This window comes from Nocardia sp. IFM 10818, from assembly GCF_054655275.1.
In genome coordinates, this window is the sequence record NZ_BAAHJH010000001.1 from 3,100,668 (window position 1) to 3,113,031 (window position 12,364).

Here is a 12,364-nt window from a genome sequence, read left to right on the forward strand (position 1 = left end):
TCGTTCGGTATGGCGGAACTGGTTCTCGGTCCGGTGTTGCGGCATGTCGACGCGACATCGGCGACCGTCTGGGTGGAAACCGACAGCGCGTGCGAAGTGGATGTGCTCGGCCACCGGGCGCGCACCTTCCAGGTGGGGGAGTTGCACTTCGCGCTGGTGATCGTCGATGGGCTGGAAACGGGCGCATCGATTCCCTACGAGGTGCGCCTCGATGGCGAAATCGTCTGGCCGGAACCGGAATCGGCGTTTCCTCCGAGCCGTATTCGCACCCGGCCGGTCGAAAGCCTGCTGTTCGGTTCCTGCCGCGCGGCCAAGGCCACTCCGGGCGCGCTGGAGTCGGACAAGGTCGGGCCCGATGCTCTGGACGCCTACGCGATTCGGATGAGCCGGTTACCCGACAGCGAATGGCCCGATGCGCTCCTGCTGCTCGGCGACCAGGTGTACGCCGACCAACCGACCCCGCAGTTGCGCGCATGGCTGACCGCGCGGCGCGCCGGCGAGGAACCCGAGGACGAAGTTGTCTCGTTTCGCGAATACGCCGAGCTCTACCACGAGTCCTGGTCGGACCCGGAAATCCGCTGGCTCATGTCGAATGTCCCGACCTCCATGATCTTCGACGATCACGACATCCGCGACGACTGGAACACCTCCCGCGCCTGGCGTCGTCAGATGGCTGGAAAACCGTGGTGGCGCAGGCGTATTCGCGCCGGGCTGGCGTCCTACTGGGTGTACCAGCACATCGGGAACCTGGATCCGGCCGAACTCCGGAACAATTCGCTCTTCCGCGAGGTCACCGAATCGGAGAAGGACGTCCAAGACCTGCTGGAGGACTTCGCCGAACAGGCCGATCAGGAAGTCGACGGCCGCAAGCCGACCCGATGGAGCTACCGCCGCGACTTCGGCCGAATCCGCCTGCTGGTCATGGACACCCGAAGCGGCCGCATCCTCGACGGCCAGCGCCTCATGGTCAGCAATGACGAATTCGCCTGGATCGAGCACAACGCCGCCGGCGACCACGACCACCTCCTGATCGGCTCCTCCCTCCCGTGGCTGATGCCCCCGGTGGTCAGCCACATCCAATCCCTCAACGAGCGCGCCGCCGATCTCCCCGGCTGGCGCGGCCGCTTGGGTGAAAACCTCAGACAGGCAGCCGATCTGGAGCATTGGCCCGCCTTCCGGGGCTCCTTCCACCGCCTGGCCGCCCTCATCCACCGCCTCGGCTCCGCCCCCGCGGCCCCCGCCACCATCTGCGTCCTCTCCGGCGACGTGCACCACAGCTACGCCGTCCGCGCCGACTACCCGGCCCCCACGAAATCCGAAGTCCTCCAACTGGTCTGCTCACCCGTCCACAATGACCCCCCGAAGCGCTTCCACCTCCTCTTCACCCTGCTGTGGTCAACCCCGCTGGCCCGGCTACTCCGCCGCCTGGCCACCCTCCGCGGCATCCCACCGGACCCGATCCGCTGGCGCAAAGCCAGCGGCCCCCACTTCGGAAACTCCATAGCCACCCTCCGCTTCACCGCCCGCTCCGCCCACTTCACCCTCGAAACAGCCCACCCCCGCACCGGCCTCCACCCGGTGACTCGCCTCCCCCTCACGCCCCCGCCACCTCATTGACATCCCGAGCCGTCAGTATCCGCCGCGGATACCCCTCCCGAGCCACCGCCAACACCGCCCGCCACCGCCCCTGTCAGCGGCCAGTTGAAACTCTCCGCTGGCGGCCATTTGGTGGGAGCTAACCGGCCGCCAGGCAACCTCATCGCAATCAGATTTCCGGCTGACCGCAAGGGGTATGCGGCAGAAGCGGATGGTTTTCCTCTCCGCGTGACCGCGTTTTCTAGAGTTCGATGACGACCTTGCCCTTCACGCGCCGACTGGCCTGGAGTTCGACCGCGGCGCGGATCTGTTCGATCGGGAAGCTCGCGGCTATGGGGATCCGGAGGCGGCCGGTCGCCACCAGGTCGGCGAGTGCTTCCAGCGTGCCGGGGGCGGCGTTGGCGCCGTTGGCCGATGTGATTCCGTCGATCTGGGCGGCGATGGCGGTGATACGGCTGTCGGGGACCCCGAGTGTCCTTGCGGCGTGGACTGTTTCGGTGCCGAAGAGATCGATCGCGGCGGTGATACCGCTAGGGGCGATGGCGCGGACCCGGTCTTCCAGGCCGTCGCCGTAGGTGACCGGCTCGGCCCCGAGCTCGCGCAGGTAGTCGGCGGACGCCGCTGATCCGGTTCCGATCACCCGCGCCCCGGCGATCCGGGCGAGTTGCACGGCGAACACCCCAACTCCGCCGCCCGCGCCGCCGATCAACACGGTGTCCTCCGGCCCGACTTCGACCACGGCCACAGCGGCCGAGGCCGTGCGCCCGGCGATGGTGAGGGTGGCGGCGGTACGGTCGTCGACGCCATCGGGAGTGTGATGGGCTTCGTTCGCCGCAATGCCCGCGCCCGGATCGATCACCACGAAATCGGCGACCGCGCGCGAGAGGGCGCCGCCGAACACTCGATCGCCGGGCGAGAAGCCTGTCACCCCCGCACCGATCTGGTCGACCACGCCGGCATAGTCGGTCCCGAATCCGACCGGCAGGGTGAATCCGAACCGGCGGGCGGTGTCCGCGTCAGAGGTCATGTACCAGTCCATCGGATTCAGTCCGGCCGCGGTGACCCGCACACGCAGCTGTCCCGGTCCGACCTCCGGAACGGGAACCTCACGAACTTCCAGTACTTCCGGTCCGCCGAACGAATCGAGCCGGACCGCCCTGCTCACGGTGTCATCGTGCACCTGCATGCTCGCCTGCCTCCCGATGTCTGTCTGATGGAATTGCCGGAGAGTGCCGTGATCAGGCTGCCTGCCCGCGTGCGCGGCGCGGCGAAGTCAGTGCCGGTAACGCATAACCCACCACCGCGAGCAGGTAGAGGATCAGCGCGGCGACGGGAACAACCAGCCCCACCGCCGCAATCGCGGCGAGCGCTACGAATCCGACGACTGCCCGGCGAATCTCGGTCCGGACGACGTCGGCGCCACCGCCCGGCTTCAAGAGCGTCGGGTCCCGCCGCACTGCGATCCACATGACAATCCACGCGCCCGCCTGAACCGCGGCGGTGAGGAAGTAGAAGGCGGTCGCAACACCGGCATTTCGGCCGCCACCCTCGAGATGATGCGCCAGCACCGTGGTGGGGAAAGGCAGAAAGGCCACACAGAGCAACACCAGTAGATTCCCGAGCTGAAGCAGACCGTTCACCCGCTGGATACGGGCGAAGGCCGCGTGGTGATACAACCAGATCACCCCGATGGTGGCGAACGATCCCAGGTAGGCCAGGTAACTCGGCCACAGCCCCAACAGCTGCTCCAACAGATCGTCCTGACCTTCCGGCAGCCGAATATCGATCACCAGCAAGGTGATCGCGATCGCCATGACGCCATCACTGAACGCTTCCACCCGAGAAGCGCTCAGCGGCCGAACGGGGACTTCCGCAGTCGACGCATCGGTCATGGTCAGGACTTTACGAGAACAACTCCGTTCTGCCAGGTCAACGCTCCCGGACCGCCAGGCCGGCCACCAGAACCGCAGCGCCCAGACACCCTGAATTCGGCATTTCAGTGCGTTCGTTGGCTCAGCTGATCGGCCTCTACCGCACGTTCGGGTACCAGCTCCGGTGAGTATGGTTGCTCCGGTGTGATCACGCAGGTGGTGGAGCCGGAGTCACCGGGGCTGCTTTCGCCACTTCACTACTGGGGAGGCCAGTTGATGATTACTGCGGTTTGCTGACCAGGTGTGAATGCCATGTCGGTAGGTGCCATTCCCTGACCAACTCTTCGTAGATCCTGCTCAGATTGGCGGCCGTGGCGAAGGTGGTCTGGATCTCGATGCCGGCCATGATCATCTGCATGTCGTCGAGTGGTTGCCGGTACAAAGGCAGCAGCTCACGCAGCGCCATAAATCGAGCTTGGGCATCATGCAAGACGAACCAGCCTCCACGATCGATGGGTCGCCAGATGTCGAGTCTGAGGTTCGAGGAGAGGAAGTGCTCGACCATGGCCAGGATACGGTCGGGTAGTGGGCTCGGTCCGTCAGCGATCTCATGCCTGTGGTGGTCCAGATCGTCGAGTAGACAAAGGATCTCGTTGTGCTGGTAGTTGAAGGTATTGAAAGCCGAATACAGCTTTGATCGGCGAGCAAGCAACCAGAGGTAGGTGATGCTCGCATCATCACGACCCAGCACGTTCTGCTTGGGCACATGGATTGTCACTGTCGTTTGTGAGTCAAAGTCAGGGTTGCCAGGTAGCAGAACTCTGGAAATGTAGTCGTTGAGGCACACGTAGTAGATAAGCCCGGTGTCCATCGTCGCGACACACAGCAGCACGGGCGTAGCGTTGCCCATCGCCTCGATCGTGAGGATCTCATCGACATCTAGGACACAGGGCAAGACCTCCATCTGGGCGGACTCGCCGCCGCTCGCCTGCTTCGGCCCGTACTTGGAGACGTTCCTACGTTCATGGAGTGTTATCGTCCGAAACGTCGACGTCGCACGGGATTTCACCTGGACGAACAGGTGCTCTCCGAGAGTGTCGGCACTTTTTCTGCTTTCGTCGGTCCAGTCGAAGACCTCGACGTGCAGATCGATCCCGAAGTCGGCGCTGATCTTGCGGGTCAACCACTGCCGTGGAAACGCCGCCGCGACCAACTCCTCACCAGAGTCCCCTTGCATCTGGTTCAGGCTGCGCCGCTTGCGATGCGCGATCCGCGCGCGCTCAGATCCAGCCACGTTCGCAAGTAGTCCTATCTGCACCGAGGGGCGTGCACTCGTTCGCCCGTGCAGCCTGCGGGATGGGCAGCAGTCAGGGCAACGCACGCGAAGTTGGTCGAGTTTAGCTGTCGCCTCCAGGGTTCTGGTCGGGGGCGGGTGACTCGGTAGCCAGTGGGAACCGATAGGGCGAGGTTGGTCTGTTCTCGACATATGTCACGCAGTGAAGCTTTGTGTAATCGGCATGAGCGTGCGCGCAATCGGGATGCTGATTACTTGCTAGGTGCTCTCAAGTGTCTGCCCGTGGGGAATTGAAACTGGCCGTACACGGGGAACTTTCGGTGGCCGCTGACAGCCCCGGAAAATCAGTTGCCGATCACCCCATCACCTGCGACCGTTGACCTACCGCAGGTCCTCGACCAGTGGTGTTCGGAAGGTTCCGGCCTGAGGAGGCCAGCCGGTCTTGAAAACCGGAGGGACGTCACGACGTTGGGGTTCGACTCCTCAACCTTCCGCTGTGATCGAAGCCGAAGCGGTCGAGGCACCGGGTTGTGATCCCGGACAAAGCGGGTTGGAGTCCCGCCGATCACCCCACCATCCCACCGCCCCAATGGTGGCGAACGTCCCTCCCCAACCTCCCCGTCCACCCGTACCCCCCGAGCTAGCCTGTGCTCGCACAAGATTCGAGACAGGAGCAACAATGGGCCTATTCGATAACCTCAAGGACGCCGCAGGCAAAGCCGCCGACCTGGCATCCCAACACGCCGACAAGCTGGACCCCCTGGTGGACAAGGCCGGCGACCTCCTGGACGAGCGCACCGAAGGCAAATACGCCGAACACGTAGACAAGGCCCAAGAAGCAGTCAAAAAGGCCCTCCACGACCAGCCCGCCCAGTAGCAAACTCCCCCCGGATCCGAAACACCGTCGACCGGGAACTGATGGCGGCAAAGCCCGAGAAGCCCCCGCCACCAGTTCCCGGTCGAAGTCGTTTCACATGCCTGCACGGTGAGGCCCGATTGCCGAAGGACTCCAACCGCGGTCCTGGTCGTCCTCGACGAGTAACGGTCCGAGTGACCGGGCGCTCCCTGATGAATTACGCGGGTATTCCGAGTCCTTCGGCGAGTATGGGCCAGGACTTGTAGAACGCATCGCGCCAGTATCCCCACGAATGAGTGCCCGCCGGTGCGTAATCGAACGTGGCCGGGATCTGAAGTTGGTTGAGCCGGTCCTGCAGGTTCCGGGTGCACCAGCCGGTGGCGGCCTCGATGACGCCGCCGACGATCAACTGGTTGGCGAGACCGTAAGTGCCTGGCAGGGCGTAGTCGCCATCGAGGGTGTCCCACTGGCCGGGCAGGCCGTTGCCGGTGGACACGAACAGCCTTGTGCCCCGCAGGGCTTCGGCATTCACGACCGGATCGTTCGCGACCCATGCCGGATCATCGTCCTCGCCGTACATATTGCGGACATCCCCGCCGCCGTAGGTCTCGACGACAAGTTTGGTGAACTGCTTGCCGGCCGGGTCCGCGATCTGCGCGCATCCGCTGTACCCGGCGACGGTCCGATAGAAGCCGGGCTTGGCTTCGGCCATCTGCAGCACCGCGGTAGCGGTCATCGAGTTCGCGGCGATCGCGTTGATCCCGTTGGTGCCCAACGCTTTGTCGATCAGCGGCGGCAGCTCGTCGAGGAAGAAGGTCCGCCACTTGTTGCGACCCATCGCAGGATCGTCCTTCTGCCAATCGGTGTAGTACGCGAAGGCGCCGCCGATCGGCATCACGACATTGACATCCTTGGTAGCCAGAAAGTCACCCACATCGGTCTTGGCCCACCAGGTGGCCGCATCCGTCCCGCCGCCCGCGCCGTTGACGAGGTAGAGCACCGGCCGAGGCGCAGACGCATCGCTGGGGCGCTGCACCTTGACCGTAATGTTCCTACCCATCGCGGCGGAGTAGACCTGCAGCGTCAGATCGCGGCCCTCGATCGTGCCCGAGGCGATCTTCGAACCGTCAGGTGCGACCGGGTCCGCGAGGAGCTTCTTGGACTCGATGATCGGATCACCGGTGTCGGCCAGGCCGTTTCCCGCGCCGAAGGCCGCGATACATGCCGCAACCATCGTGCCCGTGACCACGAATGACAATGCACGCCTGAGCGATTGGCACCTCAACTCGAACCCCCAAGTCCAATCCATCTGGTAACAGGAACTCTAAGGGACGCCGTCGATGTAGCGTCTGTAGCCATGTCCAGAGCGCTGTGCGCAGGGTCTTTCGACCCGGTGACCAATGGCCATATCAACGTGTTCGAGCGGGCAGCAGACCGGTTCGACGAGCTCGTGGTCGTGGTCATGGTCAACGCGAACAAGAAGACGATGTTCACCATCGACGAGCGTGTCGAGATGCTGAGCGAAGCCACGGCCTTCATCGGCAACGTGCGGGTGATGTCCTGGCAGGGGCTGCTGGGGGACTTCGTGCGCGAGCAGGGGATCACCGCGATCGTAAAGGGACTGCGGGGCGGCGACGCCGATTACGAACTGCCCATGGCGAAACTGCACCGCACGCTCGCCGGTGCGGACACGTGTTTCATCTCCGGTGACCCGGCCTACGGGTTCCTGTCGAGTTCGTTGGTCAAGGAGCTCGCCGCGCGGGGCGGTGGCGTGATCGACTTGGTGCCGGCGGCTGCGCACGGCCGACTGCTGAGGCGGCTGGCGGGTCTGGGCAACATCTAGGTCAGAACAGCAGAAAGGCCCGGTGGAAACCGGGCCTGATCTGGGCTTTCTCTGGTGCGCGATACTGGGATTGAACCAGTGACCTCTTCCGTGTCAGGGAAGCGCTCTCCCGCTGAGCTAATCGCGCGGGTCTTGATCTCTTCAATGAAGAAGAGGCGGCGACGGGAATCGAACCCGTGTGCACGGCTTTGCAGGCCGTTGCCTCACCACTCGGCCACACCGCCAAGCAGGCCGTGTTGGCCTCTCGAGCGGATGACGGGATTCGAACCCGCGACCCTCACCTTGGCAAGGTGATGCGCTACCAGCTGCGCTACATCCGCATTTCGTCCCGGGGGCCTCTCGGCTGGTCCCGCTGACGAGAGAGAACATTAGCCGACTATCTGCGCAGACAACAAATCGCCTGGTAGGAGGGGGTGAAAGTGAACTACAGGCTTGTAGTTCGCTACGCATCGCCGAACACTCGGGGATTCGGCATTCGGTTGACGCCCGAAAAACCGGTTCGTGGACCCTGTTGAGGTTCTGGAAGGGCGGCCTTGCGGGTAGGGGGTGGCGGTACTGCGCACAGTTGGGGCGGCCGGAGATCTGCGGCGCGTCGCGGGGCGCTCCCCGGTCGGGGGCCGGTTTTACGGCGTTGTGCACGCGATTTGGTGTGGTGGTGGGGGTGCGTGTTAATGTTCTTTCTCGTTCGGAGCGGCAGAAAAGCCCAGACGAGCAGCCACTTCGGTGGGACCCCTGGTTCTATAGCTCAGCGGGAGAGCACTCGCCTCACACGCGAGGGGTCGCTGGTTCGAACCCAGCTAGAACCACTTTGAAGAAGCCGCAGGTCGCTGACCTGCGGCTTCTTTGTCGTGTCAGTAGACCGAGGCGTCCTCGACAGCCCGCACCGCTGCCCCGGTGCGCCGCTGGCCCGGCTGGAGGCGCAGGTGGCGCTGCCTACGCTCTTTCGGCGGTTTCCGCAGATGAAACTGGCCGTTTCGCTGTCGCGATGGTTCGGCGCGGCGTCGAGTACGGCCTCCGACTCGGTGGCCTCGGTAACGGTCTCGCTGACCGTGATCCGGGGGCGGGCCAGCGAGTCGATCCCCTCCGGGTCGTACTCGGCGTCGGCCGAGGGCCGGGGGCGCGTACCGCGAACCGCTCCGGTCCCGGTTGGTGATCAGGTCTTCGGCGGCGTGGCGTTCGCCCATGCGACGGCGTTCGGGTGGCCTGATCTCGGACAGGTTTTCCAGCTGCACAGTGAGCATGTCGTGTCGTGCGTGGACAGGGCCGGGTTTCTCCAGAGCAGCCAGAGTGGTCGCGTCGGCGGGACGGAAGACTGCGGGCGGGATGCATTCATAGATGTACTCCGATTGGACCGTCGATTTCATGGGTCGGTTCCGATTGCGGCGGGACGTTCATGAAAGTACGGAGGTTCGGGGGTTGCGCCATCCGTGCTGGCTCAGCGGGAATCTCCGTGCTGGCACGGAGTTCGGGCTCGCCGGGGTGGCGGGGTGGCGGATACTGGGCTGAATCCGGCGGTAGTGCGAGGAGCGGCGGATGAACCGGTGGGCGGGGATCGGTGCGGGGGTCGCGACCGTTGTGCTGGCCGCGGCGGTGACGGCGGCGGTGGATTGGTCATCGGCGGCGTTGCATGATCCGGCCCGCACCCTGCTGCTCGGGCCGCGGGCGTCGTTCGTTTATGCGCGGAGTCCGGATCCGCCGGTGTTCGGGGCGGGCGAAATGGTGCTGTTCCTGGTGTGCGGGATCGGGTTCGTCGGCGCCGGCGTCGTGGTGTGCCGCACGCGTCCGGCGGACCGGGCGGGGTGGTTGATCGTGGTGGGCGGCTTGCTGTGGCTGGCGGCGGGACTGCGCCGGTCGAGTAGCCCGATCTTGTTCACCGTGGGGATCGTGCTGACGAATGCTCCTCTGCTGCCGGTCATTCCGCTCACTCTTGGATTCCCGAGCGGTCGGCTGCATTACCGGTGGGAGCGCTGGTTCGTGGGCACCTACCTGACGCTCTCGACCGTCGGGGTGGCGGCCGGGTGGTTGTTTCTCGACCCACGGGCCGAGCCCGCTCCACACCCGTCGTCGTCGGTGAATCTGCTTCTCGTACACCACGATCCGGCGATCGCGGAACCGATCCAGGTCACGGTGGGTTCGGTGGGCCTGCTGCTGGACGTGATCCTGGTCGTCGTCGTGACAGCGCGATGGCGATCCGGCACTCCCGCATACCGATTCGCGTTCGCGCCATTGGCCCTCAGCTTCCTGCTGTCGGCAATGGTGAGCGTGGTGGCTGCCGCCAGTTCGATGCAGGTGCCCGGCCTGAGCAGCGGCTGGGTGATCTATCTGCGGTATCCGGCCACCATGCTGCTGCCCGTGGCGGTGGCGATCGGCGTCATTCGGTTCCATATGGCGCGCGCCGCGGTCGGCACGGCGATAGTCGAGATCGGTGCGGCGCCCCTCGGCGATGAATTCCTCACCGCCCTGCGCCGCGCGGTGCGCGACCCCACGCTGGAATTGTGGACCTATGAGCCCGAATCGGAGTCCTACCGGGATCCGCGCGGCAATTACCGGCGCCTGGACGCCATCGGCGACACCATGGCCGCCACCGCACTCGAACGCGACGGCAAGCCGATCGGTGCGCTGGTCCACGACGCCACGTTGGCCACCAATGATCCCGGACTCCTGGCCGCGGTCCGCGCGACGGCGGCCCTCGCTCTTCAGCACGAGCGGCTGAATATCGACCTGCGCGCCCAACTGGCCGAGATGCGCCGCTCCCGCGAGCGGATCGTCACCGCCGCCGACACCGAACGCCGCCGGATCGAGCGCAATCTGCACGACGGCGCCCAGCAACGCCTGGTCTTCGCGGCCATCCTGCTGCGCCGCGCGCATCGCGCCGACGACCTCGAGACTCAGCGCACGCTGCTCACCGACAGCGTCGCCGAGCTCGACACCGCGATCGCCGAGCTGCGCGAGCTCGCCCGGGGCGTGTATCCGCCGGTCCTCACCGAGTGCGGATTGACCGCGGCCCTGCGGTCGCTGGCCGAGCGCGCGCCGCTGCCCGTGCGCGTCAGCGGCGCCCCGGCCGGGCGAGCACCGGCCGCCGTGGAGGCGGTCGCGTATTTCCTTGCCGCGGAGGCGGTCGCCAATACGATCAAGCACGCCGGCGCGACCGCGGCCGAGATCCGCCTCGCGCACGACGGGGATTCGCTGCGGATCACCGTGGCCGACAACGGGTCCGGCGGCGCCATCGCCACGCCCGGCGGCGGACTCGATGGGCTCGTCGATCGCGTCGCCGCGCTCGGCGGCAGCCTCACGGTGGCGAGTCCGGCAGGCGGCGGTACCCGCGTCACCGGAACGCTCCCGCTGAGCCGCACCTGATCGGAGAACCGGTTGTGTCCCTCACCGTCGCCCTCGCCGATGATTCCGCATTGCTGCGCAATGGAATCGCACTGCTCCTCGGTGCGGAGGGCATCGATGTGGTCGGCCAGGCGGCCGATCCGGACGCGCTGCTGGAGATCGTGGATGCGCATCGGCCCGAGGTCGCGGTCATCGATATCCGGATGCCGCCCTCCTACACCTCCGAGGGCATCGATGTCGCCGCTGTCATCCGCGCCCGCTACCCGCGCACCGCGGTGCTGCTGTTGTCGCAATACGTGGAAACCGAACACGCCCGGGAATTGCTGGCGGGCGGTGCGGCCGGTGTCGGCTACCTGCTCAAGGACCGCGTGTCCCACATCGACCAATTTCTCGACGCCCTGCATCGAGTCGCCGCCGGCGGCACCGCCATAGACCCCAGCCTCATCACGCGCATGCTCGCGACGCCCAGCCGTGACCGCCCCGCGCTCGGCGATCTCTCGCCGCGAGAACTGCAGGTGCTCGCCGTCATGGCGGAAGGTAGATCCAATCGCGGCATCGCGGCGGCGCTCTCGCTCGCCGAGCGCACCGTCGAGACTCACGTCAGCGCCATCTTCGCCAAACTCGCCCTGGCTCCCGCACCCGATGACCACCGCCGGGTGCTGGCCGTCCTGCATCACCTCAACGCCATCTCCTAGCGCCCGGACCGGGGCCGGATCGCGGGCGGATGCCGTCATGTGCAAGATGGGACGTATGCCCAACTCCAATCCGATCAGTGCATGGAAGTCGCTTCGCGAGGGAAACGAGCGGTTCGTCAATGGCGAGCTGCTGCATCCGAGTCAGGGTGCGGCGGACCGGGCCAAGCTGACGAGTGGCCAGCAGCCTTCGGCGATCTTGTTCGGATGTGGTGACTCGCGCGTCGCCGCCGAGATCATCTTCGATCGCGGGCTGGGCGATATGTTCGTGGTCCGGACCGCGGGCCACGTCGTGGACAGTTCGGTGCTGGGTTCCATCGAGTACGGCGTGCAGGTGCTGAACGTGCCGCTGATCGTCGTGCTCGGGCACGACAGCTGCGGTGCGGTGCGAGCGACGATCGATGCGCTGGACACCGGGGCGGTGCCGGGCGGGTTCATTCGCAGCGTGGTGGAGCGGGTGACGCCGTCGATTCTGCTCGGGCGGCGCGAAGGGCTGACGACCGTGGACGAGTTGGAGGCTCGCCACGTCGAGGAGACGGCTCGGCAGCTGCTGCAGCGGTCGACCATTGTGTCGCAGCGGGTCATGGCCGGCGAGTGCGCGATCGTGTGTGTCACCTACAACCTTGCCGACGGGCAGGCCAAGCTGAACAGTGTGTTCGGCAATATCGGCGAACTCGTTTAGAGCGGCGCGGGAGACAGGGCGTCCGCGAGCCCTGTGAGAGTTCACAATCGGCGATCGGATTCGCTGGTCCGATCGACAGTGCGGCAGCTCCCGCCGACCCGGCCGGGAGCCGCCGGACGGTCGTGAATTGCACAGGTGCACTGGGTATTTCGAGTCACCGGCGGGCGATCCGATGTCGCCGAGACGGCGGATGA

Annotated in this window: 10 protein-coding genes and 6 tRNA genes; 9 read left to right on the forward strand and 7 right to left on the reverse strand. The window is 65.7% G+C overall.

The annotated features are described in order from the left end of the window. The first annotated feature begins 9 nt into the window (after nucleotides 1-9). A complete protein-coding gene (locus tag ACYQ5L_RS14370) occupies nucleotides 10-1,617 on the forward strand; it encodes an alkaline phosphatase D family protein (protein ID WP_459957842.1) in 1,608 nt (535 codons plus the stop codon). 220 nt (nucleotides 1,618-1,837) lie between these two features. Here ACYQ5L_RS14370 and ACYQ5L_RS14375 read toward each other — a convergent pair whose 3' ends face one another. The 3 genes from ACYQ5L_RS14375 to ACYQ5L_RS14385 all read right to left on the reverse strand — a co-directional run bounded on the left by ACYQ5L_RS14375 (nucleotide 1,838) and on the right by ACYQ5L_RS14385 (nucleotide 4,761). Beyond that, nucleotides 1,838-2,761, reverse strand: a complete 924-nt coding sequence (locus ACYQ5L_RS14375) for an NADP-dependent oxidoreductase (RefSeq protein WP_459957843.1) — start codon at nucleotides 2,759-2,761, stop codon at nucleotides 1,838-1,840. Between the two features lie 73 nt (nucleotides 2,762-2,834). Beyond that, the gene (locus ACYQ5L_RS14380; RefSeq protein WP_459957844.1) at nucleotides 2,835-3,488 is read right to left on the reverse strand and encodes a TMEM175 family protein; all 654 of its coding nucleotides are present in this window, start codon (nucleotides 3,486-3,488) and stop codon (nucleotides 2,835-2,837) included. 259 nt (nucleotides 3,489-3,747) lie between these two features. Beyond that, a complete protein-coding gene (locus tag ACYQ5L_RS14385) occupies nucleotides 3,748-4,761 on the reverse strand; it encodes a DUF4365 domain-containing protein (RefSeq protein ID WP_459957845.1) in 1,014 nt (337 codons plus the stop codon). Between the two features lie 410 nt (nucleotides 4,762-5,171). Here ACYQ5L_RS14385 and ACYQ5L_RS14390 point away from each other — a divergent pair. From ACYQ5L_RS14390 to ACYQ5L_RS14400, 3 genes are all read left to right on the forward strand, one after another. After that, nucleotides 5,172-5,255, forward strand: a tRNA-OTHER gene (locus tag ACYQ5L_RS14390). 2 nt (nucleotides 5,256-5,257) lie between these two features. Continuing rightward, nucleotides 5,258-5,334 (forward strand) — tRNA-His (locus tag ACYQ5L_RS14395). A 106-nt stretch (nucleotides 5,335-5,440) separates the two neighbouring features. Further along, entirely contained in the window at nucleotides 5,441-5,638 is a 198-nt protein-coding gene (locus tag ACYQ5L_RS14400; RefSeq protein ID WP_459957846.1) for an antitoxin, read from the forward strand. A gap of 196 nt (nucleotides 5,639-5,834) precedes the next feature. On the opposite strand, the gene ACYQ5L_RS14405 is transcribed toward ACYQ5L_RS14400, so the two are convergent. Next, complete coding sequence (locus ACYQ5L_RS14405; RefSeq protein ID WP_459963431.1) at nucleotides 5,835-6,851, reverse strand: alpha/beta hydrolase; 1,017 nt, start codon at nucleotides 6,849-6,851, stop codon at nucleotides 5,835-5,837. A gap of 123 nt (nucleotides 6,852-6,974) precedes the next feature. On the opposite strand from ACYQ5L_RS14405, the gene coaD reads away from it, so the two are divergent. Continuing rightward, nucleotides 6,975-7,460: a pantetheine-phosphate adenylyltransferase gene (coaD, locus tag ACYQ5L_RS14410; protein ID WP_459957847.1), complete on the forward strand. Its 486-nt coding sequence runs from the start codon at nucleotides 6,975-6,977 to the stop codon at nucleotides 7,458-7,460. A gap of 52 nt (nucleotides 7,461-7,512) precedes the next feature. On the opposite strand, the gene ACYQ5L_RS14415 is transcribed toward coaD, so the two are convergent. The 3 genes from ACYQ5L_RS14415 to ACYQ5L_RS14425 all read right to left on the reverse strand — a co-directional run bounded on the left by ACYQ5L_RS14415 (nucleotide 7,513) and on the right by ACYQ5L_RS14425 (nucleotide 7,780). Further along, nucleotides 7,513-7,587, reverse strand: a tRNA-Val gene (locus ACYQ5L_RS14415). Nucleotides 7,588-7,613: 26 nt separating this feature from the next. Continuing rightward, nucleotides 7,614-7,684, reverse strand: a tRNA-Cys gene (locus ACYQ5L_RS14420). Nucleotides 7,685-7,707: 23 nt separating this feature from the next. Continuing rightward, a tRNA-Gly gene (locus tag ACYQ5L_RS14425) sits at nucleotides 7,708-7,780 on the reverse strand. 414 nt (nucleotides 7,781-8,194) lie between these two features. On the opposite strand from ACYQ5L_RS14425, the gene ACYQ5L_RS14430 reads away from it, so the two are divergent. The 4 genes from ACYQ5L_RS14430 (at nucleotide 8,195) to ACYQ5L_RS14445 (ending at nucleotide 12,170) form a co-directional block, all read left to right on the forward strand. Beyond that, nucleotides 8,195-8,266, forward strand: a tRNA-Val gene (locus ACYQ5L_RS14430). A 727-nt stretch (nucleotides 8,267-8,993) separates the two neighbouring features. Next, entirely contained in the window at nucleotides 8,994-10,817 is a 1,824-nt protein-coding gene (locus ACYQ5L_RS14435) for a sensor histidine kinase (RefSeq protein ID WP_459957848.1), read from the forward strand. A 14-nt stretch (nucleotides 10,818-10,831) separates the two neighbouring features. After that, nucleotides 10,832-11,491, forward strand: coding sequence for a response regulator (locus tag ACYQ5L_RS14440; RefSeq protein WP_459957849.1), 660 nt, complete (start codon nucleotides 10,832-10,834; stop codon nucleotides 11,489-11,491). Between the two features lie 55 nt (nucleotides 11,492-11,546). Continuing rightward, complete coding sequence (locus ACYQ5L_RS14445; protein ID WP_459957850.1) at nucleotides 11,547-12,170, forward strand: carbonic anhydrase; 624 nt, start codon at nucleotides 11,547-11,549, stop codon at nucleotides 12,168-12,170. Nucleotides 12,171-12,364 lie beyond the last annotated feature (194 nt).

Bases quoted from the DNA above. Each gene is read 5' to 3' on its own strand.
- ACYQ5L_RS14370 (WP_459957842.1), top strand. From the start codon at position 10: ATGGCGGAACTGGTTCTCGGTCCGGTGTTGCGGCATGTCGACGCGACA.
- ACYQ5L_RS14380 (WP_459957844.1), bottom strand. From the start codon at position 3,488: ATGACCGATGCGTCGACTGCGGAAGTCCCCGTTCGGCCGCTGAGCGCT.
- ACYQ5L_RS14400 (WP_459957846.1), top strand. From the start codon at position 5,441: ATGGGCCTATTCGATAACCTCAAGGACGCCGCAGGCAAAGCCGCCGAC.
- ACYQ5L_RS14405 (WP_459963431.1), bottom strand. From the start codon at position 6,851: ATGGTTGCGGCATGTATCGCGGCCTTCGGCGCGGGAAACGGCCTGGCC.
- coaD (WP_459957847.1), top strand. From the start codon at position 6,975: ATGTCCAGAGCGCTGTGCGCAGGGTCTTTCGACCCGGTGACCAATGGC.
- ACYQ5L_RS14435 (WP_459957848.1), top strand. From the start codon at position 8,994: ATGAACCGGTGGGCGGGGATCGGTGCGGGGGTCGCGACCGTTGTGCTG.
- ACYQ5L_RS14445 (WP_459957850.1), top strand. From the start codon at position 11,547: ATGCCCAACTCCAATCCGATCAGTGCATGGAAGTCGCTTCGCGAGGGA.